Annotated in this window: 18 protein-coding genes; 12 read left to right on the top strand and 6 right to left on the bottom strand. The window is 65.4% G+C overall.

Features of this window, described 5'->3' with window-relative positions; all coding sequences use genetic code 11:
• Window positions 1-54 precede the first annotated feature (54 nt).
• The 5 genes from map to WM2015_RS03450 are packed head-to-tail and all read left to right on the top strand — an operon-like array spanning window position 55 to window position 5,784.
• Window positions 55-855, top strand: a complete 801-nt coding sequence (gene map, locus WM2015_RS03430) for a type I methionyl aminopeptidase (protein WP_156200796.1) — start codon at window positions 55-57, stop codon at window positions 853-855.
• Window positions 852-3,503, top strand: coding sequence for a [protein-PII] uridylyltransferase (gene glnD / locus WM2015_RS03435; RefSeq protein ID WP_049724729.1), 2,652 nt, complete (start codon window positions 852-854; stop codon window positions 3,501-3,503). The genes map and glnD overlap by 4 nt, the downstream gene beginning before the upstream one ends.
• 42 nt (window positions 3,504-3,545) lie before the next feature.
• A complete protein-coding gene (gene dapD / locus WM2015_RS03440) occupies window positions 3,546-4,379 on the top strand; it encodes a 2,3,4,5-tetrahydropyridine-2,6-dicarboxylate N-succinyltransferase (protein WP_049726961.1) in 834 nt (277 codons plus the stop codon).
• A 34-nt stretch (window positions 4,380-4,413) separates the two neighbouring features.
• Window positions 4,414-4,752 (top strand): arsenate reductase, encoded by a 339-nt coding sequence (locus tag WM2015_RS03445; protein ID WP_049724730.1) that lies wholly within the window; start codon window positions 4,414-4,416, stop codon window positions 4,750-4,752.
• Between the two features lie 9 nt (window positions 4,753-4,761).
• Window positions 4,762-5,784, top strand: coding sequence for an HD domain-containing protein (locus tag WM2015_RS03450; protein ID WP_049724731.1), 1,023 nt, complete (start codon window positions 4,762-4,764; stop codon window positions 5,782-5,784).
• A 615-nt stretch (window positions 5,785-6,399) separates the two neighbouring features.
• On the opposite strand, the gene WM2015_RS03460 is transcribed toward WM2015_RS03450, so the two are convergent.
• A complete protein-coding gene (locus WM2015_RS03460; protein WP_049724733.1) occupies window positions 6,400-10,326 on the bottom strand; it encodes an Ig-like domain-containing protein in 3,927 nt (1,308 codons plus the stop codon).
• Window positions 10,327-10,427: 101 nt separating this feature from the next.
• Between WM2015_RS03460 and WM2015_RS03465 the strand changes: the two genes are divergently transcribed.
• Window positions 10,428-10,976, top strand: coding sequence for an ECF-type sigma factor (locus WM2015_RS03465; RefSeq protein WP_049724734.1), 549 nt, complete (start codon window positions 10,428-10,430; stop codon window positions 10,974-10,976).
• An 86-nt stretch (window positions 10,977-11,062) separates the two neighbouring features.
• Complete coding sequence (locus WM2015_RS03470) at window positions 11,063-11,437, top strand: VOC family protein (protein WP_049724735.1); 375 nt, start codon at window positions 11,063-11,065, stop codon at window positions 11,435-11,437.
• 66 nt (window positions 11,438-11,503) lie between these two features.
• Here WM2015_RS03470 and WM2015_RS03475 read toward each other — a convergent pair whose 3' ends face one another.
• The gene (locus WM2015_RS03475) at window positions 11,504-11,845 is read right to left on the bottom strand and encodes a hypothetical protein (protein ID WP_245609804.1); all 342 of its coding nucleotides are present in this window, start codon (window positions 11,843-11,845) and stop codon (window positions 11,504-11,506) included.
• Between the two features lie 191 nt (window positions 11,846-12,036).
• Here WM2015_RS03475 and WM2015_RS03480 point away from each other — a divergent pair, with 191 nt between their 5' ends.
• Both WM2015_RS03480 and WM2015_RS03485 read left to right on the top strand, forming a co-directional pair.
• The gene (locus tag WM2015_RS03480) at window positions 12,037-14,244 is read left to right on the top strand and encodes a tetratricopeptide repeat-containing sulfotransferase family protein (RefSeq protein ID WP_049724737.1); all 2,208 of its coding nucleotides are present in this window, start codon (window positions 12,037-12,039) and stop codon (window positions 14,242-14,244) included.
• A gap of 131 nt (window positions 14,245-14,375) precedes the next feature.
• Window positions 14,376-15,440 (top strand): hypothetical protein, encoded by a 1,065-nt coding sequence (locus tag WM2015_RS03485; protein WP_049724738.1) that lies wholly within the window; start codon window positions 14,376-14,378, stop codon window positions 15,438-15,440.
• 68 nt (window positions 15,441-15,508) lie between these two features.
• Here WM2015_RS03485 and WM2015_RS03490 read toward each other — a convergent pair whose 3' ends face one another.
• Entirely contained in the window at window positions 15,509-16,444 is a 936-nt protein-coding gene (locus WM2015_RS03490; RefSeq protein ID WP_049724739.1) for a right-handed parallel beta-helix repeat-containing protein, read from the bottom strand.
• Between the two features lie 64 nt (window positions 16,445-16,508).
• Entirely contained in the window at window positions 16,509-17,657 is a 1,149-nt protein-coding gene (locus WM2015_RS03495; protein ID WP_049724740.1) for a Calx-beta domain-containing protein, read from the bottom strand.
• Window positions 17,658-17,823: 166 nt separating this feature from the next.
• Here WM2015_RS03495 and WM2015_RS03500 point away from each other — a divergent pair, with 166 nt between their 5' ends.
• Window positions 17,824-20,091: a hypothetical protein gene (locus tag WM2015_RS03500; RefSeq protein WP_156200798.1), complete on the top strand. Its 2,268-nt coding sequence runs from the start codon at window positions 17,824-17,826 to the stop codon at window positions 20,089-20,091.
• A gap of 87 nt (window positions 20,092-20,178) precedes the next feature.
• Here the strand turns inward: WM2015_RS03500 and WM2015_RS03505 are convergent, their stop codons facing one another.
• Window positions 20,179-21,360 carry a BaiN/RdsA family NAD(P)/FAD-dependent oxidoreductase gene (locus tag WM2015_RS03505; protein ID WP_049724742.1) on the bottom strand — a complete coding sequence of 394 codons (1,182 nt, stop codon included), beginning with the start codon at window positions 21,358-21,360 and terminating at the stop codon, window positions 20,179-20,181.
• Window positions 21,357-21,788 (bottom strand): NUDIX hydrolase, encoded by a 432-nt coding sequence (locus WM2015_RS03510; RefSeq protein ID WP_049724743.1) that lies wholly within the window; start codon window positions 21,786-21,788, stop codon window positions 21,357-21,359. Before WM2015_RS03510 ends, WM2015_RS03505 begins: the two co-directional genes overlap by 4 nt.
• A gap of 410 nt (window positions 21,789-22,198) precedes the next feature.
• Between WM2015_RS03510 and WM2015_RS03515 the strand changes: the two genes are divergently transcribed.
• Both WM2015_RS03515 and WM2015_RS03520 read left to right on the top strand, forming a co-directional pair.
• Window positions 22,199-22,435: an HP1242/YdcH family protein gene (locus WM2015_RS03515; protein ID WP_049724744.1), complete on the top strand. Its 237-nt coding sequence runs from the start codon at window positions 22,199-22,201 to the stop codon at window positions 22,433-22,435.
• 98 nt (window positions 22,436-22,533) lie between these two features.
• Complete coding sequence (locus WM2015_RS03520; RefSeq protein WP_049724745.1) at window positions 22,534-24,822, top strand: serine/threonine-protein kinase; 2,289 nt, start codon at window positions 22,534-22,536, stop codon at window positions 24,820-24,822.
• Window positions 24,823-24,928 lie beyond the last annotated feature (106 nt).

The raw sequence follows: 24,928 nt of genomic DNA on the forward strand, positions 1-24,928 counted from the left end.
CACTGGAATTTCCGGCCCTCCACCTCCATTCAGGTAGACTGGCGCCGTAATCCAATGCCGGCCTCGAAGCCGAGCTCAGCAATGAACCAGGGAATCCAACTCAAGACCGCCGAGGACATCGAGGCGATGCGCGTGGCCGGCCAGCAGGCCGCCAGCGTTCTGAAGATGATCGCGGAGCACGTTCAGCCCGGGGTGACCACCGGCGAACTGGACCGGATCTGTCATGACTACATCGTCAACGAGCTCGAGGCCATCCCGGCTCCGCTCAATTACCGCGGTTTTCCGAAGTCGATCTGTACCTCGGTCAACCACGTGGTCTGCCATGGCATTCCGAGTGACAAGAAGCTCAAGAACGGCGACATCGTGAACATCGACGTGACCGTGATCCAGAACGGCTGGCACGGCGACACCTCGAAGATGTTCTACGTCGGTGAGCCCTCGATCAAGGCCCGACGCATCTGCGAGGTCGCGCACGAGGCAATGAAGATCGGCATCGAGATGGTGCGGCCGGGCGTGACCCTCGGGGACATCGGCCACGCCATCCAGACCTACGCCGAGGCGCAGCGCTGCTCCGTGGTTCGCGAGTACTGCGGCCACGGCATCGGGCGCGGCTTTCACGAGGCGCCCCAGGTGCTGCACTACGGTCGCCCCGGCGAAGGCGTGGTGCTGGAGCCCGGCATGACCTTCACGATCGAACCGATGATCAACCTGGGCAAGGCGGCGACCCGCCTGCTGCCCGACGAGTGGACGGTGATCACCCGGGATCGCTCGCTTTCGGCCCAGTGGGAACACACCATGGCCGTGACCGAGGACGGCGTCGACGTCCTGACCCGCCTGCCCGACGACCCGCTGTGACCGAACGCCTCAGCGCGGTTCCCGCCACCCGGCACTGTCTGGACCTGGCCGCGCTCAACGGCCTGGGCTCCGACCCTGCCGAGCTGGCGCCGGCCCTGCGCGAGGCCAGAACCGCCGCTGACGCCAGGCTTCAGCAGGCCTTCGAGCGAGACGTCGATATCCGTGAGCTGGTGCATGCCCGAGCCTGGGTCATCGAACAGCTGATCCTGCTGGCCTGGGAGCGCCTGGCGCCGGCGGGGGCCGGGCTCGAACTGGTCGCCGTGGGCGGCTTCGGCCGCGGCGAGCTGCATCCGCACTCGGACGTCGATCTGCTGATCCTGCTGCCCGATGACACCTCGCCCGAAGCACACGCCCAGCCGCTGGAGCGTTTCATCCAGGTGCTCTGGGATGCGGATCTGCATCCGGGTCAGAGCGTGCGCACGGTCGCCGACTGCGTGGCCGAGGCCGAGCGCGACGTGAGCGTGGCCACCAATCTCATGGAAGCTCGCCTGCTCGCCGGTGGAGGCAGCCTGTTCCGGGCCATGTGCAGGGCGACCGAGCCGCCGGGCCTGTGGCCGGCGGATGAGTTCTTCGCCGCCAAGGTCGAGGAGCAGGACGAGCGCCATGCCCAGTACGAGGACACGATCTACAACCTCGAACCCAATCTGAAGGACGGCCCGGGCGGCTTGCGTGATATCCAGATGATCGGCTGGGTCACCCATCGGCACTTCGGCACCTCGACCCTGCACGGTCTGGTCGAGCACGGCTTCCTGAGCGAGCGCGAGCACGACGATCTCGTCGCCGGACGGGACTACCTCTGGCGCGTGCGCTGGGCCCTGCATGCCCTGGCCGGGCGTTCCGAGGAACGCCTGCTGTTCGAATACCAGCGCCGCCTGGCCGAGGCCTTCGGCTTCGGTGACCCCACGGACAGCAATCAGCCCGTCGAGCAGTTCATGCAACGCTACTACCGCAACGTCATGCAGCTGGCGCGCCTGAACGAACGTCTGCTGCAGAGCTTCGACGAGGAACTGCTGGCCGGTCGCAAGCACCTGCCGTCCTCGGACATCGACGAGCATTTCCGCGTCCATCAGGGCTATCTGGAGCTGAAGGATCCGCACGCCTTCGTGATCCACCCGGAGCTCCTGATGCGCCTGTTCCTGGTGCTGTCGGAGCACCCCGACATCCTCGGCGTGCGCGCCTCGACGATCCGCCTGGTGCGTGAGCACCTGTACCTGATCGACGAGGATTACCGCCGCGATCCGGCCATCCTGCACCAGTTCCTGACCCTGCTCAGGAGCCCGCGCCTGGTCTACAGCCAGCTGGCGCGCATGAATCGCTACGGCGTGCTGGCGGCCCTGCTGCCCGCCTTCGGCCAGATCACCGGACGCATGCAGTTCGATCTGTTCCACGTCTACACGGTGGATCAGCACACCCTGTTCCTGATCCGCAACCTGCGCCGCTTCGCCTACGGCAAGTATCCGGAGCAGTTCGGGCACGCGATCGAGGTCTTCAAGCGCATCGAACGGCCCGAGGTGCTCTATCTCGGGGCCCTGTTCCACGACATCGCCAAGGGCCGGGGCGGCGATCACTCCGAGCTGGGTGCCAGGGACGCGCGGGAGTTCGTCGACCAGCTGGACATGAGCGAGGCCGACCGCGAAATGGTGGTCTGGCTCGTCGAGGATCATCTGCTGATGTCCCGGACCAGTCAGCGCGAGGACATCACCGACCCTGAGGTTGTCCATCGCTTCGTCGAGCGCGTCGGCAGCCAGCGGCGCCTGAACCACCTGTTCGTCCTGACCGTGGCCGACATCGCCGCGACCAGCCCCAAGCTCTGGAACTCCTGGAAGGACAGCCTGCTCTGGGAGCTCTACGTAGCGGCCAGCGAGGCCCTGAGCCGGGGTCCGGACCAGGCCGTCGACCGCCAGGCCAGCGTGGCCGAGACGCGCGCCGAAGCCCTGGCCGGTCTGGTCGAGCGGGGCGCCGAGGCCTCGGACGTCGAAGGGCTCTGGTCGACGCTGCCCGACTCGGCCTTCCTGCGGCTCGATTCGGAGCAGCTGATCTGGACCAGCTCGGAAGTCCTGGCCGGCAGCAAACTGCCCCTGGTGGCCTGCCGCCGCCTGCCGGAGAAGGGCATCAGCGAGGTCTTCGTCCACGCCGAGGACTTCTCCGGCCTGTTCGCCGTCGTCGCGCGGGAACTCGATCGCATGCAGCTCAACGTGCTGGCCGCGCGCGTGGTGACCAGCGAGGACGCCCGGAGCTGGGATATCTTCCAGGTCATGGACGCCAACGGCCAGCCGCTCAATCCCTCGGACGCGGCCAGGCTTCGTCAATCGCTGGCCGAGCAGCTCTCGGCCAAGGAAGTGCGCCCCCTGCCGCCGCGGCCGGTGCCGCGACGCCTGCAGCCCTTCATGGGGCGCTCGGAAATCAGCCTCGGCGAATCGCAGGGCCGCACGCGCCTGGACATCGCCGCCACCGATCGACCGGGCCTGCTGTCGGCCATCGCCGAGGCCATGGTCGCTCGCGGCCTGCGCCTGTTCGACGCCCGCGTGGCCACCTTCGGTCAGCGCGTCGAGGACGTGTTCCTGGTCGGCGAGGGCGACGGCCAGGCCCTGGATGCGGAGGCCTGTCAGGCGCTGGAAGCCGAACTGCGCAAGCGTCTGGACGTCTGAAAGGCCAGCAAGAATTCACCTCGGATGCCAATGGACACCGGAATGTCGAACGAACACGCAACCCTGAAAGAGACCATCGAGCAGGCCTGGAGCGAGCGGGCCGATCTGTCACCCGCCAGGGCCAGCGCCGAACTACGCGGCGCCGTCGATGCCTGCCTGCGCGGACTGGAAGACGGCCGCCTGCGCGTGGCCGAGCCCGGCGCCGATGGCTGGGTCGTCAACGAGTGGCTCAAGCAGGCCATCCTGCTGCACTTCCGCATCACGGCCAATCGTGAAATGCCGGGGGGCGCCAGCCACTACTTCGACAAGGTCGATCTGCGCTTCGCCGATGACAGCGACCGGGCCAGCGAATGCGGTGCCCGGGTCGTGCCGACGGCCACCGTTCGTCGTGGCGCCCACATCGGCCAGGACGTCGTGCTGATGCCCAGCTACGTCAACATCGGCGCCTACGTGGGCGAGGGCTCGATGATCGACACCTGGGCCACCGTCGGCTCCTGCGCCCAGATCGGTGCAGGCGTGCACATCTCCGGCGGTGCCGGCATCGGCGGCGTGCTCGAGCCCCTGCAGGCCAACCCGACCATCATCGAGGACGGCTGCTTCATCGGCGCTCGTTCCGAAGTCGTCGAAGGCGTCATCGTCGAGAAGGGCGCGGTCATCGGCATGGGCGTCTTCCTGGGCCAGTCGACGCGCATCTACAATCGCGCCACCGGCGAGATCCTCACCGGTCGCGTCCCGGCCGGCTCCGTGGTCGTGGCGGGCAGCCTGCCGGCCGAGGACGGCAGCCACAGCCTGTACGCGGCCATCATCGTCAAGCAGGTCGACGAGAAGACCCGCTCGCGGACCTCGGTGAACGAGCTGCTGCGCGCGGCGCGCTGACTGGTCGTCGATGCGAATGGACTAGACTGCTGTTATGAAAATCCATGGCATCAAGGCCTGCGATACCTGTCGCAAGGCGCTCAAATGGCTCGAAGCCGAGGGGCACGAGCATCACTGGCACGACCTCCGAGCGGACGGCATCGACGCCGAGACGATCCAGCGCTGGATCGATGGCGTGGGCCTGGAGGCACTGGTCAATCGGCGCTCGACGACCTGGCGCCAGCTCGACGAGGCCGATCGCGAAGCGGCCATGGACCCGGCCCGGGCGGCGGGCTTCCTGGCCGAGCATCCGACCCTGATCAAGCGGCCCGTCTTCGACGCCGGGGGTCGGATTCATGTCGGATTCAATGAATCCGTCAAGCAGGCCCTGTAGACTGACCTCATGAGTGCGGTTCCCGAAACACCCATCCTGAGCCCGGTCGATCGCGAGCAGCGCGAGGCCCGCGAAGCCGAGCTCTCGCCCCTGGCCACGCGCTCGATCGAGTCGCGCGGACGCACACGGCCGGAAGACCCGGATCCCTATCGCAGCGAGTTCGAGCGCGATCGTGATCGAGTGCTGCATTCCAAGGCTTTCCGGCGTCTGAAGCACAAGACCCAGGTCTTCATCAATCCCGAGGGTGACCACTTCGTCACCCGCATGACCCACACGCTGCAGGTCACCCAGGTCGCCCGCGCCCTGGCCGTGGCCCTGGGCCTCAATGAGGTCCTGACCGAAGCGATCTGCCTGGCCCACGACTGCGGTCACACACCCTTCGGCCATACGGGCGAGGCGGCGTTGTCGGACTACGTCGAAGGCGGCGAATGGCTGCATTCGGCCCAGGGCGTGCGCCTGTTCGAGGTCCTCGAGCCCTGCAATCTGAGCTGGGAAGTGCTGGACGGCATCCGTGCCCACACCTGGCGCGTCAAACCGCCGCCGCATACGGCCGAGGGCTGGGCCTGCCGCTTTGCCGATCGCATCGCCTACCTGAACCACGATCTGCAGGACGCGCTCCGTGCGGGCGTGATCACCCGCGAGGACCTGCCCGCCGACGTCGTCGATGCGCTCGGGCCCGTTGAAGGCCGGAGCTGGATCAACACCATGGTCGAGGCGGTCATCCGCGAGTCCTGCAAGCGCGGCAAGGTGGCCATGGAGGCCGAGGTGCTGCTGGCGATGAAGACCTTCCGCGAGTTCATGTTCGAGCGCGTGTATCTCCGACCCGAGTCCGTGCAGCAGAACGACAAGGCGCGGGGCGTCATCCACCAGCTCGTCGAGTACCTGCTGGCCCACCCCGACGAGATCCCCGACAGCTATCGCATCGTCGAGGCCGACACCCTGACCCAGGTCCTCGACTACGTGGCCGGCATGACCGACCGCTACGCCCTCAACCTGCACGATCATCTGTTCCGACCCCGCGGTCTCGTTTGACTATCAGCGCCGGGGTTTCGGGCTGATTCCAGCCTACGCCAGTGTGCTCTCGCAGAGGCGCAGAGGCGCGGAGAAAGACCAGTAAGATTCCATTCCCGACGTGGTTGGCGATTGTTGTTCTATCTGGCTTATGGTTCCAATCTTCACCCTCGGCGCCTGATCGAGCGCCTGGGGCCGGTCGAGTGTCTCGGGCGCGTTCGCCTTCCCGGCTGGCGTCTGGTCTTCGACAAGCGCGGTTCGGATGGCTCGGCCAAGGCCAATCTGCGGGCCTGCCCCGGAACGGTTCATGAGGCCTGGGGTGCCGTCTTCGAGTTGCAGCCCGCACAGTACTCGATGCTGGATCACTTCGAAGGTGCGGGTCGGGGTTACGACAGCTTCGTCAACTCCCCACGCTGGAAGACCCCGACCCCGAGCGAGCCCGGATTCACCATCGATTATTGGATGGGCTGCACTGAGCTTGGGGACAGGTGCGAAGAAACTGATAAACCACGAAGGACACGAAGGGCACGAAGGAAGATCAAAAGCTTTTTTTGCTTTTCTTCGTGTCCTTCGTGCCTTCGTGGTTCTCAACCCTGCCTTGCCGATGTCTTTGAGAAACCAGTTTGATGCCCCGCGTTACGGAGCAGCAAAGCGGTCGCGGTGGATGATGTCGGGGTCGATGATCGTTCGTGTCAGATAGGCTTCCGTGACTTCGTTGACGGCCTCGGACTCGGTCGTGAAGCTCAAGCGGATCGTGGCGTCCGTGTCATGCGGCACATCGGAATCCGTGGCGAAGCTCAGGGTGACCAGGCGCTGCTCGCCGGCGGCGAAGTCGCCGAAGTCGCAGTTCATCGACTGCCCGTCGGGGCTGATCGTGCAGCTGCCTTCGGACGCGCCGGTGAAGACCACGCCCGGCGTTTCGATCACGCCCTGCATGGCGATGGCCTGGGCGATCAGTCCCGAGACGCCCTCGGGCAGCAGGTTGCCCACGATCACGTCGATCGTGAAGGCGCTGCCGATCGGCACTTCCGGTGGCGGCGTTTCGCCCTGATCCTCGGGCAGTTCCAGACCCAGATTGACCAGCGGCTCGGCGGTGACCTCGCTGGTCAGGCACTCGCCCTGACCGTCCTGGTCGAGGATGCAGAAGCGCACGGTCTTGACGCCCGGGGTGGTGAAGACGTGCTGGGCGATGCCGTAGCCATTGCCCTTGCCCTGCAGCGGTTCGACCAGCAGCACACCTTCGATGAAGGGATTGTTCGGATTGGTCTCGTTGACCCCACCTTCGGCGACCGTGCTGCTGCCGTCCCAGATCACCGAGGTGAAGTAGTCCGTGGCCCCGTCGTCTTCGAACACGCCGCGCAGCACGAAGGGGAAGCCCAGGCCGACGCGCGCCGGCAGCTCGTTTTCGAGGATGCGCGGGGGATCGTCGACCGGGATGATCTCGAGATCGATGGTGGCTACCCCTGAATCCTCCACGCCGTCGTTCGCGACGAAACGCAGTCGGTCCGTCCCGAAATAGTCCGGATGAGGCGTATAGCTCAGGGTCACACTTTCGTTGTCGCTCGAGACCAGTGCAAGCGTGCCGTGGGTGGGCGCTTCGGTGATCTGGTAGCTGAGAATGTCCAGGCCATTGAAGTCGATCCCGAGGATGCCATCCGGGTCCTCGGCGCTCAGGACGAGTTCGATGGAGGAATCCTCCGCCAGGCTCAGGGCCTGATCCTGCGTCACCGGGGGCCGGAAGTTGCGCGCGACGTTGATCGTCGCCAGGCCGATGTTGCTTTCATCGAGGCCATCGCTGGCCACGAACTGGAAGCCATCGGCGGCGCTGTGGAAATCGAAGTTGGAGACATAGGTCACGGTGGCCGAGTTCTCCGTGATGTCCTTCAGCGGCGAGGTCTCGAAGACGTGCAGGAAGCCCTCTTCGCGATCGACCACGAAGAACTGGTTGGAGTTGACCGACACGGCGCGCGGTCGACCCATATTGCCCAGCACGAAGCCGGGCTGCGCGCCCTGATTGACCCCGGTGCCGGTGGATTGCGCCTGGCCGGCGAAGCTGCCGTCGGTGGCGAAGCGCTGGATGCGGTAGTTGCCCCATTCGGCGACATAGAGCACGTCGTTGGGATCGACCGCGATGTACAGGGGTTCGTCGAACTGTCCCGGCTCATCCCCGGCCAGGTCCACGGCCAGCGGCGCCCTGCTGCAGGTGGCATCGGTGCAGGCAAAGCCCTTGCTCGCCATCCGGTCCATGTCGCAGGCGTTGTTGGTGCTGCCGGTGCAGCTGCCCATCCAGCCGACGTAGTCGCCGGGAATGAAGTTGCCCTGGTCATCGAAGTAGGATCGGGAGAACTTGTCGATCCGCTCGTTGATGCAGTTGACCATGTAGAGACTCCCTTCGCTGTCGATCTCCATCGCCCAGCCGAGCAGGCTGCTGCCCGCACAGGATGATGTGGGCTCGGGGAAGGGAGCGCTCTGGTTCAGCGTGCCCAGGAAGATCGGTGCCGGAGGGTCGTTGCGGATATCGAAGGCATGCACTCGCTGCTGGTCGGTGACGTAGAGCAGGCCCTGAGCGCTGTCGACGCGGGCGTAGCGCGCGCTCGAGACGTTGACCGGGGAATTCGAGCTGTTGATGCTGCCGAGCGAGTCGCAGTACTCGGAGCGGAAGGCCTTGCCCTCGAAGTCGGTCGCGCAGCGATTGACCACGACCTCGGTGCTGCTGCCCGATCCGACGGTCTTGAATTCATAGATGAATCCGTCGCGGTCGAGGACGAAGGCGTCATTCGCGCCCTCGTACTGGATCTGGCCGATGAAGTTGCCGTCTTGATCCCAGGTCGAGATGCGGGGGAAGCTCGATGCGGAGCTCGCAGAGCACTGCCAGTAGCGGTCGACCATGTAGACCTTGCCCGCGTCATCGACGTGCACGAACTCCGGCTCGTAGACCCAGTCGACGTCGATCTTGTCGGCGTTCGGGCCCGGCAGCACCTGGCAGACGTTGGCGAACAGCCAGGCGGCGCGGTTGTCGCTGAGGTAGAACGCCTCGCCGTAGGGTCCGCCGGGCGAGGTGCGATAGTCCTCGATGAAGAAGGGGTAGAGCGGGGCGACGAATTCGCCGTTGAGCGGACGCTGGAGTATGCGGAAGCTCAAGGGGTCGAAGGCCCCGTCAAGGAAGTCTCCGTCCTGGCCGCTCAGCACCAGATCCACCGGCTCGGAGGTCAGGGTGCTGACCGTGACGTCCTGCACCGTGGGTGCCGTGTTGCTGCCCTCGGTCTTGATGGTGATCAGCTGGCTGGCCTGGCTGGCGTTGCCGGAAGCGTCGGTCGCGGTCCAGGTGATCGGTGAGCGTGAATCGATCGGGTAGAAGCTCGGGCCGTCGTTGTCGACGCTCGGGTCCGGATCGGCCAGATCGACGACGCGAGGGGCGCCGAGCTGCACGCTGGCGGCATCCAGGCCCGCCTCGACGGCGGGAATCTCGATGACCCGGCTGGGCGGGGCGACCAGGATCGGCGCCTGCGTGTCCTCGACGGTGATCTGCTGCAGGATGAAGTCGCTGTTGAAACCACCGCCCGGCAAGGGTCCGTTGTCGCGCACGGTCCAGGTCAGGACGTTGTCGCCCACGCCGAGCAGGGCCGGCGCGTCGTTGCCCAGGGTGAAGGGCAGGCCGCAGGGGTCGCTGGCTTCGATCGTGGCACGCAGGGCGTCGGCGACCCGCTGGTAGAGCACGCCGCCGAAGTCGGTGGCCTCCAGGGTGATCACCGGCTGATCGGTCGTGATCTCGGGCGGGTGCTCCTTGTAGATCGTGATCAGCTGATCACGCTCGTGCACCACCGAGGTCCGCCCGTTGAACAACTGCGAGGCAGTCACCAGACCGAGCTCGATCGCGATGTTCTGGATCACCTGGCGGGCGGCGTCCTGGGAGGCGGCCTGGCGGGCGGCGGACCAGCCCTGGTTGGCGACGGCCGAGCCGTACTTGATCGAGTTGTAGGTCAGCAGAGCGGCAGGAATGATGATGTCGAAGGCATCCGAGATCTGGGTTTCGGCGCGCCAGTCGATGTCGTGCTGGCCCGGCGGAAAGGCCACGGTCTGAGGGTCCAGCCAGTCCGGCAGGATGTGCTCGTTGGCTACGTGCACGTTGACGTCGGTGTTGGCGTGGACCACCTGGACCTGACCGCTAAGGGTCAGATCACCCCAGGTCCCGGGCACGTTCCGGAGCGTGGCGAAGCCGAGCAGGTTCTTGTAGTCGGCGGTCGACTGATCGAGGTCGAACTCGTAGTGGCAACCGTCGTCGGTATTGGGCCAGTCTGCCCAGTCCCCGGGGGTGACGAAGATTGCGCGCGTGTCCTTCAGGCCCAGGTTCGTGCCGAAGGTCACCGCGCTGGCGGGAATCCCGAACACCGGGTCGGGCACGAAGGAAATCGGCAGGGCCAGGTTGTGACTGGCGATCAGGGCGGCGATCTTCAGTTCCAGGTCATCGTTGACATCACTCTTCCCGGGCTGGGCGATCGACAGGGTCAACAGGCTAGTCAGCAGGGCCAGGCCTGGCCGACGGAGGGCGGGGAATGCGCTCATGGTGCTCGAGTCCTTGCGTGTTCGGTGTCCTGCAGGGATAAGGCGAGCTTTCGGCTAGAATCGAATCATTGGCTACAGGCAGGGGCGGGAATTCACGAAGCATGGCCGAGGATCTGACCCAGTTGCTGCGCCGCTCGGCGCGTGGTGAGCCTGGCGCGGATCAGGCGCTCTGGTCGGCCGTGCACGAGCAGCTACGCGCCATGGCTCGACAGCGACTGGCCGGCGAATCGAGCCCCCAGTGCGACCCCACCGAGCTGGTCCACGAAGCCTTTCTGAAACTCGATTCACTGGCTCTGACGCCGAAGAATCGATCGCATTTTCTGGCGCTGGCGGCCCGTGCCATGCGCCAGGTGCTCATCGATCAGGCCCGCAGCCGCCGGCGTGACAAGCGCGGCGGCGGCCAGGCGCCGTTGACCCTGCTGACCCGTGACCTTTCCGATTCGGCCGCGCAGCCGGTCGACGTGCTCGATATCGAGCAGGCCCTGACCGAGCTCGAGGCGCTGGATGCGCGCAAGGCGCGCGCCATCGAGTTGAGCTACTTCGGTGGCCTGACCGACGAGGAGGCCGCCGAGGTGCTGGAGGTGTCGACGGCGACCCTGAAGCGTGACCTGCGCACGGCCAGAGCCTGGTTGGCCACGGCGCTGACCTGAGGTTTCCCTGACCGCATTCGATCCCCGTTTGCATGAACGGCGAGCCCGATCGATGATGGGCGCTCCAATGACAACGGGAGTCCATCATGCAGCTCGGCGTGTTTTCGATCAGTCTGGCGGTCAAGGACCTGGACCGCTCCAGAGCCTTCTACGAGAAATTCGGCTTCGAGGTCTTCGGTGGAGACCCCGCGCATCACTACCTGATGATGCGTAACGGCGATCAGATCATCGGTCTGTTCCAGGGCATGTTCGACAGGAACATCCTGACCTTCAATCCGGGTTGGAACGCGAACTGCGAGACCCTGGACGGGTTCGAAGATGTGCGGGAAATCCAGAGGCAGCTCGAAGCCGCAGGGGTCGAATTGATCGAGCGGGTGGATGAGGGCGGGGCGGGGCCGGGGCATCTGACGGCCATCGACCCGGACGGAAACCCGATCCTGATCGATCAGCACGTCGGCTGAGCCTGGCCCGCATTGTTCACCTATGAGAGGCGCGACCGGGCGGTCGCGCCTCCAGGAACTGACTTACTAATCCATGTTGGCCAGGGTGACCACCAGGTCGCTGGTGGAGACGTCCACCTGCCAGAAGGTATAGGTGTCACCGTCCTCGTCGACCAGGCGGATGTCGAAGATCGGGCTGTGGTAGCCGTTCAGATTGACGCGGCCGGTCTGGCCGGTGGGCAGCACGTCCGCGCCGAGCACGTCTTCTTCCCAGGTGCGGGCATCGGCCGGGCTGACGTACATGTACATGATGGTGTAACCGGTGTTGTTGGTCACGTCCACATAGTAATTCTGCTGGGCCTGGACCGACGCGCTCAGGACAAGCAGGAACAGGCTGAGCAGAGCGGTGCGGGTGAACATGGTTTTCATGGTTGACTTCCCTTTTTGGTTGGCAGGATCGAGCATACGGGCCAGGCATTAATCGGACCTGAACAGCGGTTTCAGTCCCCGTTCAGATGCAAGCAGGCGAGGTCCAGCCTGCAGTATTGGCCGCGTCGCCGGGCCTGTCAATCGGGCCTTCGGGCTCATCCAGGCACTCGCCAACACGTAAACTCTTCGCCATGGACTCCCCCACTTCAACTTTCGAATCGAGCCTGGTCCGGGCCCTGCAGCAGGGACGCGCCGCCGAGGCCCTGGCACTCTGCAATCAGGGGCTCGGGTCCCGCCCCGGTGACCACCGTCTGCTTCACTGGCGGGGTCTGGCGCGCCTGCAGCTCGGCGAACTCAAGGGCGCCGAGGGCGATCTGCGCCAGGCCATCAAGCAGGCGCCCGATCGGGCCCATTACCACAGCAACCTCGGCGAAGCCCTGCGTCGGCAGGGTCGCGTCGAAGAGGGCGTGGCGGCCGTGCGGCAAGCCCTGGCCATCCAGCCCGATCTGCGTTCGGCCCGCATCAATCTCGCCGTTGGCCTGCTCAAGCTGGAGCAGCCCGACGAAGCCCTGCAAGCGATGGCAGGGCTAGAGCCCGTCGATGCGCAGCTGCTGGCCCTGCGGGCGGATGCCGAACGGCAGCGCGCGCGCCCGAGTCAGGCGGTCGGACTCTATCTGAAAGCCCTGGAGCTCGACCCCGATCACGTGCATTCCCACTCGAACCTCGGGCCACTGCTGATCGCCCAGGGGCGCTGGGACGATGCGCTGGCACATTGCCAGCGCGCCGTCGAACTGGCGCCGGACCAGGCCCTGCCGCTGAGCAATCTGGGCCGCTGCCACGCCGCCCTGGACCAGCTCGAAGAAGCCATGGACTGCTACGCCCGGGCCGTCGAACTGGAACCGCCATCGGCCACGCTCGCGACCAACATCGCCGAAGTCTGGCTGGACATGGCCGAACTCGAGGAAGCCCAGCTCTGGCTGGAGCGCGCCCTGGCCAGCGAGCCCGAGGATGTTCGCGCTCAGGCCACTCTGGCGCGGGTCTGGATCCAGGACGAGCGGGCGGGCGAGGCCCGGCAGCTGCTCGATGCCCTCCATCAGCGCCATCCGGATCATTTCGAGCTGCACTCGGTCAGCGCCCAGGCCGCCTGGGAAGAAGGCGACATCGAGGCCGCGCTCGGCCATCACGAGCAGGCTGCGGCCCTGCGCCCGCAGCATGCCGCCACCCAGGCGAATATCGGCCGGGTGCTGGCTTCGGCCGGGCGGGTGGAAGAGGCCAGGCTCCGTTACGAGCGCGCTCTGGCCATCAATCCGCGCTGCATCCCGGCGCTCAACGGCCTGGCCTACAGTCAGCGCGGCGACCTCGACTCGACCTGGGTCGAGCAGCTCGAGTCGATGCTGAACGACAAGGCGCTTCGTTCCGGTGGACTGAGCTCGGTCCACGGTGCGCTCGGCTACGTCTTCGATGGCCGCAAGGACTACCGGCGGGCCGCCGAGCATATCGAGCAGAGCAATCGCCTGCAGTGGGAGCACCGGTCCCGGCGCGACTGGAACTACAGACCCGAACACTACACTCGCCAGGTCGACCGACTGATCCAGCGCTTCGACCGCGAGCTGATCCTGGATCGGATGGCCATCGGTCATGACTCCGAGGTGCCGGTCTTCGTCGTCGGCATGCCGCGTTCGGGCACGACCCTGACCGAACAGGTGCTCGCCGCGCATCCGCAGGTGGCGGGCGTCGGGGAGCGGCATTTCGCCACGCGTGGCTTCCAGCACCTGCCCGATGTGATGGGCCGAAACGCGACGCCGGATGAGTGCCTGCCCGAGGCCACGGCCGCCGATCTCCGTCAGTGTGGTGACTGGCACCTGCAACAGTTGATCAATGCGTCGGGTCGCTCCGACGCGCTACGCATCGTCGACAAGATGCCCGACAACAGCAGCCAGGTCGGGTGGATCCTGAGCCTGTTCCCCAATGCGAGAGTCGTCTACGTTCGCCGTGATCCCCGCGACATCGCGGTGTCGTGCTGGATGACCGGCTTCGCGCAGATCCAGTGGGCCTGCCATCAGGAACACATCGCTCGCCGGCTGATCGACCATCGCCGCCTGATGGATCACTGGTTGACGATCATGCCCGAACGCGTCCGGGTCCAGGACTACGAGGCCCTGGTCGCCGATCCCGAGGCTCAGATTCGCAGCCTGATCGACTGGCTGGGTCTGGATTGGCACCCGGATTGTCTGCAGTTCCATCAGGCCAGGAGCGTGGTGCGCACGGCCAGCGTCAACCAGGTTCGCCAGCCCATCTACAAGCGCTCGGTCAAGCGCTGGGAAGCCTATTCCGATGCGCTGGGGCCCCTGTTCCAGGCGCTGGCCGAGTCGGATCTGATCCCGACCCCTGGCTCGTGACGCTTCGATGAACTTGCGGAAGAACGATTGATCAGGCGGCGCGCCGGGATTATCCTTCTGCGTGGGAGCGGATGCGGCCATCACGCGCATTCGAGTTGCAGGTCAAATGTCTTTTCAAACAAGGGAATTTCATGTCTAACGATGCATTCAACAAGCTGCGCCTGGGCCTGAGCTCGGGAGTGGTGGGCTCGGCCCTGCTGCTGTCCGGCGGCGCGGTCAGCCGCGTACAGGCGGCGGAGAGCCAGCCGCGGGGTGGCAGTTTCGTCACCGTGAGTCGCTCCGGATTCTCCTGGCAGATCTCGAACAACACGGGCACCCGGAGCATTTACGGCTTCGGCCTCTATGAAGCCTCCGGCAACCAGGGCAGTACGATCACGACGGGCGGATCCACCGTTACTCTGACCGATGCCTTCGACGGCTGCGAGTCGATGGGCGTCAATGGCGTCGGCTATGCCGACCCGGACGGCAACATCGACATCGTCGGTGATTCCGCCATCGGCGATCCGGATTCGATCGGCGGCCTGACGGTCTCTCGTGAGTTCCGCTGGTTGGGGCCGATGAGCAACGGCACGGCGATCATGCGCAGCCTGAACAACTTCACCAACCCCGGCACCTCGCCGGTCAGCGTCACGGTCAATTTCGGTTGCAATCTGGGTTCTGACAGCGGCACGGTGATCGAAGACAGCAGCGCCGGCGGCGGCAACGTGCTGGTGCCCGACGACGCCTTCTGGTTCGTCAGCTCCGACGGGCAGCCCTACTCGGACCCGCCCATTACCCATGTTCGCTACGGCGCCGGCAGTTCGGTCGTGCCGTACTTCAGCTTCAATACCGGCGGCCCGATTCCCGAGGGGCGAGGTGTGGCCAACCCGGGGCCGGGCGTGAACAGCTGGCTCGACAACTACGACATCACCATCCCCGCCGGTGCGACGGTGCACATCGTGCGCTTCATCGGTCTGAGCAATGGGGCTGGCGCCAGCCTGGCCGATATCCCGGCCTTTACCGATCTGAACACGCTTTCCGCCAACGGTCTGCTGGCCGGCATCCCGCCGGCGGCGCAGCCGAACATCCTGAACTGGGCAGCCGGCGCCCCACCGGCACCGTCCTTCGCCGTACCGACCATGGGCAAGGTCGGCATGGTGATCATGGCCGGTCTGGTCGCGATGCTGGGGCTGTTCGGCTTCCGTCGCAGTCTCTGATATCGGAAGGCTCGAGAAAGGAAAAGGGGCGCCGATCGGCGCCCCTTTCGTTTGTTTCCGGCAAGCCCTCAGCAGCTACCGTCGTTGCAGAGATTCGGTGCGGATTCGACATCGAAGGCAGGGCCGAGTGTGTTCAGATCAGACGAATCATTGAATGACAGCAGGTTCGAGCCGTACACCGAGCCATTGTTGAGCCTGAGCCCGAAGCGGCCATTGGACGAAGCGCGGTTGCCGGTGGCGATGCAGGAGAAGCAGTTGATGCCATCCTGGTTGTTGTTTTCCGCATTCGAATTGCTGACCGGTCCGGAGGACACGATGCCGTCCTGACCATTGTTTAGCGCGTCGACCGAATCGACGCTGCCCAGGCCGGCGCTCAGGCCGTTCGCAGCGTTGCCTCGAACCAGACTGTCTCGGATCGAACCTCGGACCATGACGATGCCGCTGCCGCCGTTGTTCTGGGCCGAGACGTTTCGGATGGTCACTCCCAGACCGGCCGAACCGGTGATGCCGTCCTGGCGGTTCTGCTCAACCCGGACGTCCTCGATGCGACACGAAGCGGACACGCTGGCGCATCGAACGCCGATATTTCCCATTCCGACAATCGCGCCCTGGCGAACGGTGAGCCGGACATTGTTGGTCACCGTGATCCCATCGCCCTGGCCAGCGCCAGCAGAGCAACTGGTGACCGGTGTGCCGGTGCAGGTGACCGGCCCCCGAATCTCGAAGCCGTTCAGATCGAGAGTGATGTCGACCCTGCCTGCAATGGAACCGATGACGATCGCGTCCGTATTTACCGGGTCGGCCTCGTTGCGAACATCGAGGTTGCCGGTCAGCACGTAGCGACCGGGATTGGACAGGGTCACCGGCCAGCCCGGCGCATCGCCGTCGAAGCAACCGGTGGCCACGCACAGGGGGCTGATTTCGTAGACGCCTTCATCGGCTTGGGCGGCGCTCAGGGTCAGCGCCGAGAGGGTGAGCAGGGAAGCATGGATGAGTCGTGACATGGTCGTGATTCCTTCAGTCCTGGTGACTTGAGTCTTGATGGTGTGAGCGGTGTGTATGATGAATTCAGTTCTCGAATCGGTCGTCGAAGAGCAGGTCGTCTTCGTCGTCGCGGATCAGCACCGTGATCCGGGTCGGCGTGCCCAGGGCCCCGTTCGAGACGGCGGTCAGGTCGACGAAGAACTGACGATTGCCTTCGAGCGTGGCGTTGTCGGTGATGGGGATCGTGACGGTGCGCGCCAGTTCGGCGTCTACGAAATCTGCCGTGCCGACAAAGGCGGTGTAGTCGACCCCGGCGATGGCCGTATTGTCGGCGGTCTCGACGCTGACGCTGACCGCACCCGCCGAGCCGTTGACGCGCTCGATCTGGACGACGATGGAGCCGCCGTTCTCGAACACCGAGTCTTCGCTGAGCGTCCACTGGAACTCGCCCACCGGCGGTGAGGGCTGTGCCCAGAGTGCGTCCAGGTCGGCGCGGGCAATGCTCGGGTCGAGGGCGCGCGGCGAATAGCTGAGTTGGAAGCTCGGCATCGCGCCGGAGAAATCGACTTCGATGACGTCGTCGTCGCGGACGAGCTGCCCGCCGAGCTGCTGGTCGATATCGAAGCTGAGCAGCACGCGATCCGCGCTCAGGACGTGCAGGGCGTCGACATTGTAGCGGCCGCCCAGGGTCTGGAACAGGCTGAAGCCGTCCGTCGAGTTCCATTGGATCAGGTCGCGTGGTCCGAAGACGGTCCCGCCAAGCTCGGCGAGGCCATCGATCGAGAGCACGAGATCGCAGCTGCCCGGGTCGCGGCTCAAGGCATCGACATTGATGTTGCGGGGCAATCCGACCGCGACCGCATCGAAGACCTTGGCTCCGGCTTCCGTAAAGACGTCACCGGGGCGCATCACCGTGCCGGCGATCTCGGACGTCGTCGTCAGACTGAACAGGCGGTCCGTGCCGCAGGCCTCGTCGCCGAAGTGGAAGCCGTCGAGATCGCTGCGATCCAGGCGGCCGAGCCAGTTGATGTCGATGCTGAAGCCCGTGGCCAGGTCCAGCTGGGACAGGCCGTCATCGTTCACGACGGCCGAGGACGCAGCCCCCGTCGGCACCTGGATGTGGATATCGGTGGAGAAATGGATGGCGTCGAGGGCCGTCGGGCTCTGCGCGGCCAGTCCGCCGCTCAGCAGCAGGGCCGCCAGGGCTGATCGTCGTGATGCGTGTCTCGTCATGGATGCGATCGTTTGGGAATGGAGAGGTCGTCATCCAGTAGAGCGTCACCGATCAGGAAACCTCATCATCGAACGTCTTTCGCGCCGACCACCGGGGCAAACCGACGAAGCACTGCCTCCAGAGCAGGTAGAATCACGGGCGTTGGCTCAAAGCTGGGTGGAAAGCATGATTGCAGGAAATTCTTTCGGCACGGGCGGGTTTGCCCTCGCCTCAGAACGATCTTCCGGGGAACCGGACCCTCGAAAGCACGAGCGCCGCTGGCGTCGTGCAGGCCTGTTCAGCGCGCTTAAAGCCCTGGTCATCATGATGCATTGCGGCATCCCGGTCCTGGTGACCGCGGCGGGCGCGGCGCCCTCGATGCTGCGGGTGGAGCCCGTCGACCTTCCCTACCACGCAAGGGTCGGTGCAAGCGGTCTGCTCGTATGGCCAGGCGACGCCTCGACGCCCCAGGGCTACCTCTTCGGATGGTCTGGCCAATCGGAGACGGGTGTGCCGGCCCTGATCTCGAGAATTCTGGGGGTTCGTGAGGACGGGCTGGTTCGAGGATCGGAGTCCTTTCTTCAGTCGGCCATTTCCGCGATGGACTACACGCTGGAGCCCGAACCTTTCGCGGCGTTTGCCGGAACCCTCGGGTCCATCGTTCTCGAAGACGTCATCGAGGTTCGATTCGGGCAAAGCCTCGAGCAATCCCGGCTGCTCCACCCCGAGGTCTTCAACGAGGTCCGGGAGATCGACCTGCTGGATCCCGTGTCCGTCGATGACTTTCATTACCTCCTTAGGACCTTCAATGCCGTTGGTCTTTATCACGCACAGTCGAGCGATCCGATCTGGACAAGAAGTCTGGACTCGCCGCGCGCGGTCGTCGTGTTCCACCCCGATCCTCAGGGGCCGGCGCAGATAGCCGTCAGCATCGGATCAGAAGTGTTGATCCTGGATCGAGCGAACGGTGAGACGGTCATGCAATGGCCGCTGGTCGCCAACGGCGGCCTGGAATCGGCCAGATTGCTGCCTGGAGGGGGCGAACAATTGCTGCTGCTTTCACCAAACGTCTCCGGGCTCGTCGCCTTCGATGTGACGACGGAGGAAGTGCTTTGGCAGGTGGACGCCCTGACCTTGCCGGGTCTCCTGGTGCACGACCTCCAGAACGACGGTCTGGATGAACTGCTGATGATTCGAGAACTGGAAACTCTCCCGCCGGGCCTCATCCATCTGATCGAATGGCGTGATTCAGGTGGGAACCTGCTCCATCAGGCCGAAACCAGCTACCCCTTCAGCGTTGCCGCAGTCCATGATTTTGATGGCGACGGTGTTCCCGTCGTCCTGGCGGGCAGTTCCGGCTACACACGACAGTTCTCGATCGATCTGCAGAACGAGACCTGGCTACCGCGAGTCCTCACCCGGGATTTCTCGGGCTTTGCTGCAGCGACGGACTCGGACGGAGAACTGCTTCTCTCCCTGATGACGGGAACCTCGAACGGCACCAGCGTGGACGATGTCTTTGTCCGTCAGGTGAACGGGGACACGGGGGAGCTGAGGTGGTTCAGTGAACTCGGTAGTGCCGACCCCGAGATCGTCGAGGTCACGAGTCTTGTCCTCGATGGCCCGGCCGGGCCGCTCGATCGCACCTATGCCTTGACAAGGATCGGGAACGTGGCCAACGGTGGCAGGGTCACGGAGTTCGATTCGAGCACGGGAAGCCTGCTTCGGACCACGGACTTTTCTTCGGCTCTGGGCTCGGACACGGTCTATCGAATGTTCGGGTTCCAGGACGACAGCGGTGTCGGCCTCGGCCTGGTGAGCTGGGACCAGGCCGGTACCCGTTACCATCTCATCGATCCCGAAGCGCCCGGGCCGCTCGCAATTCGCTGGTCAAGCCCGCGTCTTCCACTCGGCGCCTTTGCCGGGCCCTATCGGCTCGATGTGGTCGGGCAGAATCTCCTGATTCTCAATCAGGGAGCTGCGGGCCTGGTGCTGGATATCGAGACGGGGCTGGTGCTGCTCGATTTTGGCCAGACCATCCGGTCTGCGGCCTTCGTCCGGGGCCCGGGCGAGTCCCTGTGGGTTGCAAGCCAGGCCAATGACAATCGTCTCGAATTGACCGATCTGTCGACCGGGAACCTCGTGTCCTCTGTTCAGCTCGATATCGAGGCCTACTCGATTGCGCCAGCCCGGAACGGTGTGCTGCTGGCGGAACGAGATCGTATTCATTACTTCGATTTCGAGTCGGAAGCCCTGGTTTGCAGTTCCGCCTTGATGTCCGGTTTCACAGGATTCGTCAAGGGCTTTATCCAGGATCCCAGCCGCGACGATCGATGGCTGATCGGAAACGCCAGCGGAATTCATGGCGTGTCCCTGTCTTCGCCCCGGCCGATCTTCAGCGATCGATTCGAATTCCTGGATGACGCATCCCGCCCCTGTCCATGGCAACACTGATGTGAATCGAGGGCCGGCCGACGGGAGGGTTCAATGATCTCGTCGGTCCGGCCCCGTGCCGTGGCCATCGCAGGGTGCAACGCCGACTCAGACGAACTGACCTGCCGCCTGCCCGGAGGCCCAGGCCCACTGGAAGTTGTGGCCGCCGAGGTGGCCGGTGACGTCGACGACCTCGCCGATGAAGAACAGGCCCGGCTGCTGCTTGGCTTCCATGGTCTTCGAGGAGAGCTCGTCCGTGTCGACGCCGCCGATCGTGACTTCGGCCGTGCGGTAACCCTCCGTGCCGGCGGGCCAGACGGTCCAGGGCTGGGCGTGGCGGACGATGTTGTCGATGGCCTGGTCCGAGAGCTCTGCGAGGGTCGGGTGGCCGAACCACAGCTCGCACCAGCGCTCGGCCATCCGCTTCGGCCAATGCTGGGCGAGGATCGTACTCAAGCTCGCTCGGGGTCGGTCCCGGCGCAGGCGCTTGAGTTCTTCGGTCAGGTTCTGATCAGGCAGCAGATCGATCTGCACCGGCTCCCCGGGCTGCCAGTAGGACGAGACCTGCAGCATGGCGGGGCCGCTCAGGCCCTTGTGGGTGAACAGCAGGTTTTCCCGGAAGGTCCCTTCGGCGGCCGTCGAGCGCGTGTCCACGGAGATGCCGGCCAGGCCTTCGAGCTGCTCGAGCTTGCGGCCTTCGAACACGAAGGGCACGAGGGCGGCTCGCGTGGCTTGCACGGCCAGCCCGAGCTCGCGGGCGAAATCGAAGCCCCAGCCCGTGGCGCCCATGCGCGGGATGGAGTAGCCGCCCGTGGCAATGACCAGGGACTCGCAGTCGATGGTTTCCTGCGGCGTTCGAACCCGATGCGGCGGGCCGAGCTGCTCGATCTCCACCGGCGTGTGGGTCTCGACGCTGGCCCCGACCTGTTCGCACTCGGCCAGTAGCAGGTTCAGGATGTCCTTCGAGGAGCGGTCGCAGAACAGCTGGCCGAGGGTCTTCTCGTGATAGGGCACCTCGTGCTTTTCGACCAGGGCGATGAAGTCCCAGGGCGTGTAGCGACTGAGCGCCGACTTGCAGAAATGGGGATTGGCCGACAGGAAGTTGTCGGGCCCGCAGTGCATATTGGTGAAGTTGCAGCGCCCACCGCCGGACATGAGGATCTTCTTGCCGGGCTTGTTGGCGTGGTCGAGGACGCGCACGGAACGCCCGCGCGCGCCGGCGGCGATCGCGCACATCAGGCCGGCCGCGCCGGCGCCGATGATCAGGACATCGACCGACGTCGCGCTCATCGCGCGTCCGGTTCCGAGGCCAGATGTCGGCACAGCGCCGGCAGGATGTGTCGCCGACTCAAGGGTGCGATGGTCGGATCCTCGCCGGCGGTCTGCGGCTCGACCCAGCGAAGCGCCTCGATCTCGGCGCTGGCTCGGGGCTCGCCCTGCACCTGGACGAGCCAGGACTCGGTTCGAACCCGAGCGTCCGGTTCGTGCACGGCCTCGTCCTCGAAGCGGCCGAGGCACAGCGCCTGGGCTCGATCCATCGTCACGTCCAGCTCTTCGCGCAGTTCGCGCTCGAGCGTGTCGAGGGGGGCTTCGCCGGCGTCCGGTTTGCCGCCGGGCTGGATGTAGATCTCGCTGCCGCGCTTGCGCACCAGCAGCACGCGCTCCTGCGGGTCGAGGATCACCGCTGAAACGGTTCGAATCATCCGGGGTGCGGGCATGAGAACTCCGTTGAGCGAAAGGCGATGGGACGGCCCGAACACGATACCCGCCCTTTCCGAGCAAGTGTTGGCGCGATGGCCCCGGCAAGCCCGATTCAGAGCGAGTGGCGCGATTTACCGCTCGATGACGCTATATGTACACAAGGGGGCAAGGCTTGCATCGCGGTTTGCCCGCCGGCAGTGCTCGGGAAGGCTCGCTGCCGGCGTGGCGCCGCTTTCCATCGGCGCGTCAGGCAGGCCGGGCTCATCATCTCCTGATCTTCCAATAGCGCGGCAGGAGTTCCCGGGGCGACAACGTTGACGCAGATCAAGGCAGGCCGGGCGAGAACGGGGGAGTATTGGACTCAGGGCGGCGGAGGCCTTCGGGCCGCGCCGCAGAACGACGAATCCAAACCCCAAGGAGTGACCCCATGTCCCACACCCCGCACGAGCTGGCCGAAGAGTTTCCCGAGTACAAGGACAAGATCCACGACCTGAAAGCCAGCGACCGGCACTTCGCGAAGATGATCGAGAAGTACCACGAGGTCAACCGCGCCGTGCACCGCATGGAAACCCGCGTCGAACCCGTCACCGATGAAGTCGAAGAAGCCAAGCGCCGCGAGCGCATGGCGCTGAAGGACGAGATTGCCCAGTACCTGGCTCGCTGATCGTCGCGTCGAGCATTCCTTCCCGGCCCTTCCTTGACAAGGCGGGGCCGGCCATCGAATAGTGGTCCCTGGCTTGTCGAGGGGAGGGACCACGTTCGATGGACGCGCGCCGCTTTCAGGAGCTGGAATCCCTGTTCGAGCAGGCGCTTGCCGCCGCGCCGGAGCAGCGCCAGCAGCTGATCGAGTCCGTCAACGAACGCGACCCTGAACTTGGCGAGCAGCTGATCGCCATGCTCGCCGCCGACGCCGCCGACGAGGACATCCTCCGCTCCACCGTCCAGGCCGAAGCCGCCCGCGATCTGCCGGACTCCATCGGCCCCTTCACCGTCCTCCGCAAGCTGGGCGAGGGCGGCATGGGCGTGGTCTACCTCTGCCAGCGCCAGGCGGCGGATTTCGAGCAGCGCCTGGCGGTCAAGCGACTCAATGCGGCCGTTGACTCGGACCTGGCCCGGGCGCGCCTGAAGATCGAGCGTCGCGTGCTGGCCTCGCTCCATCACGCCCACATCGCCCAGTTCATCGACGGCGGTGAAGAAGAGGACGGACGGCCCTGGGTGGCGATGGAGTTCGTCGACGGCCAGACGATCGAGACTTATGCCCGCGAGCAACACCTCGACAAGGCACAGCGTGTCCGCCTGTTCCTCGATCTCTGCGCGGCCGTGCAGTTCGCCCACCAGCACCTGATCGTCCACCGCGACATCAAGTCCGCCAACGTGCTCATCGAGCAGGACGGCACGCTGAAGCTGCTGGACTTCGGCATTGCCAAGCTGCTGGGCGACGAGCAGGGCGGGGCGGACGAGACCGTACTGACCGTCGCCGGCGCCATGACCCCGCACTACGCCAGCCCCGAGCAGGTGCGCGGCGAGCCGGTCACGCCCCTGACCGATGTCTACTCTCTCGGCGTCGTGCTCTACGAACTGCTCGCCGAGCGCAAGCCCTACGAGATCCAGACCCGCCGCCCGACCGAGATCGAGAAGATCATCTGCCTGACCGAGCCGCCCCCGCCGCTCAGCACGCGCAGAGGCCGGGAAGGGGACCTGAACAGCATCGTGCTCAAGGCCATGCACAAGGAGCCGGCCCGCCGCTACCAATCGGCCGGCCAGCTGGCCGAGGACCTGCAGCGCTGGCTCGATGGCCAGGCTGTGCAGGCAAGGCCTGACTCCCGGGCCTATCGCTTCTCCGTCTTTGCCCGCCGCCATCCCGTGGGACTGGGATTGAGCGCGCTTATTGTCATTATGCTGGTCGGCTTTTCAGGGGTCATGGGATGGCAGGCCCACCAGCTTGCCCTGGAACGCGACCGCGCCGCCCGCGAAGCGCAGGTGGCCACGGAGACCGCCGACTTCCTGATCGAGCTTTTCGGCGTCTCCGACCCGCGCGTCACCAACCCCGCCGACGTCCGCGCCCGCGACCTCCTCGAACAGGCCGCCGAGGAGCTGCCCGAGGCCCTGGACAGCGACCCCCTGATGCGCGCCCAGCTGATGCACGTCATCGGCCTGGCCTTCTCCAACCTGGGCGAAGACGAGAGGGGCACGGAACTGCTGACCCAGGCCCTGGCACTGAGAGAAACCCACGCCGGCCCGAACAGCCCTGAGGTGGCCGACTCCCTGAACCGCCTGGGCAACGTCCACCGTCGCTACGGCCGCCTCCAGCAGGCCGAAGCCCTGCTCGTCCGCGCCCTGGAATGGCGCGAAGCCCGCGGCGACATCGACTACGACCTGGCCGACTCCTGGAACAACGTCGGCCTGCTCCAGAACGACCTCGGCTGGTACGAACGGGCCGAAGCCTCCCTGCGCCGCGCCATCGAACTCCACCGCATCGCCGACGGCCCCGACACCGTCCGCGTCGCCTCGCCGCTGCACAACCTGGCCCTGTCCCTCCGCCGACAGGGCGACTACGAAGCCGCCAGAGACGTCGCTTTGGAATCCGTCGCCATCAAGAAAAGCACCGAATGGTCCCAGACCTCCCTCGCCGTCACCCTGGCCGTGCTGGCCAACATCGAGCGGGAACTGGGCATGCTCGACTCGGCCTTTGCTCATTCCGAGGAAAGCCTTACTCTGCGTCGGTCCGTGTATGGGGACAACAACGTCCTGCTGGCCTCTGGGCTGGTGACTCACGGGCGTCTGCTGGCCGACCTGGGGCGTCAGGAAGAAGGCCTGGCCCTGATGCGCCAGGCGATCGCCTTGCACGATTCAGCGGGGAGCCTGGATCAGTATCGGGCGGCGGATCCGCAGCGGGCTTTGGCTTTGCTGTTGCTGGAGATGGGTGAGGAAGAGGAGGCGGAATATTGGGGGTTGAGGGCGCTGGAGATTGCGGAGCGGGAGTTGCCGGCGGGGAGTCCGGAGTTGGAGCGATTCGATTGGCCCCTCAACCAATCGTCATCCCGGGCTTGACCCGGGATCCAGTGTCTTTCGATTAATGTCGGATGCTCAGGGGAACGTCTACTGTAACCGGCCAGCTTTAGAGCGCCAGCGGAAAGGCTGGTCCGCGTCGACGCTT

It is taken from the genome of Wenzhouxiangella marina (assembly GCF_001187785.1).
Classification (GTDB): domain Bacteria; phylum Pseudomonadota; class Gammaproteobacteria; order Xanthomonadales; family Wenzhouxiangellaceae; genus Wenzhouxiangella; species Wenzhouxiangella marina.

Coding starts and splice junctions, on each gene's coding strand:
- WM2015_RS03450 (WP_049724731.1), top strand. CDS start 4,762: ATGAGTGCGGTTCCCGAAACACCCATCCTGAGCCCGGTCGATCGCGAG.
- WM2015_RS03480 (WP_049724737.1), top strand. CDS start 12,037: ATGGACTCCCCCACTTCAACTTTCGAATCGAGCCTGGTCCGGGCCCTG.
- WM2015_RS03520 (WP_049724745.1), top strand. CDS start 22,534: ATGGACGCGCGCCGCTTTCAGGAGCTGGAATCCCTGTTCGAGCAGGCG.
- WM2015_RS03500 (WP_156200798.1), top strand. CDS start 17,824: ATGATTGCAGGAAATTCTTTCGGCACGGGCGGGTTTGCCCTCGCCTCA.
- WM2015_RS03505 (WP_049724742.1), bottom strand. CDS start 21,360: ATGAGCGCGACGTCGGTCGATGTCCTGATCATCGGCGCCGGCGCGGCC.
- WM2015_RS03490 (WP_049724739.1), bottom strand. CDS start 16,444: ATGTCACGACTCATCCATGCTTCCCTGCTCACCCTCTCGGCGCTGACC.
- WM2015_RS03460 (WP_049724733.1), bottom strand. CDS start 10,326: ATGAGCGCATTCCCCGCCCTCCGTCGGCCAGGCCTGGCCCTGCTGACT.
- map (WP_156200796.1), top strand. CDS start 55: ATGCCGGCCTCGAAGCCGAGCTCAGCAATGAACCAGGGAATCCAACTC.
- WM2015_RS03510 (WP_049724743.1), bottom strand. CDS start 21,788: ATGCCCGCACCCCGGATGATTCGAACCGTTTCAGCGGTGATCCTCGAC.
- WM2015_RS03445 (WP_049724730.1), top strand. CDS start 4,414: ATGAAAATCCATGGCATCAAGGCCTGCGATACCTGTCGCAAGGCGCTC.
- WM2015_RS03515 (WP_049724744.1), top strand. CDS start 22,199: ATGTCCCACACCCCGCACGAGCTGGCCGAAGAGTTTCCCGAGTACAAG.
- WM2015_RS03485 (WP_049724738.1), top strand. CDS start 14,376: ATGTCTAACGATGCATTCAACAAGCTGCGCCTGGGCCTGAGCTCGGGA.
- WM2015_RS03495 (WP_049724740.1), bottom strand. CDS start 17,657: ATGACGAGACACGCATCACGACGATCAGCCCTGGCGGCCCTGCTGCTG.
- WM2015_RS03470 (WP_049724735.1), top strand. CDS start 11,063: ATGCAGCTCGGCGTGTTTTCGATCAGTCTGGCGGTCAAGGACCTGGAC.
- WM2015_RS03465 (WP_049724734.1), top strand. CDS start 10,428: ATGGCCGAGGATCTGACCCAGTTGCTGCGCCGCTCGGCGCGTGGTGAG.
- dapD (WP_049726961.1), top strand. CDS start 3,546: ATGTCGAACGAACACGCAACCCTGAAAGAGACCATCGAGCAGGCCTGG.
- WM2015_RS03475 (WP_245609804.1), bottom strand. CDS start 11,845: ATGAAAACCATGTTCACCCGCACCGCTCTGCTCAGCCTGTTCCTGCTT.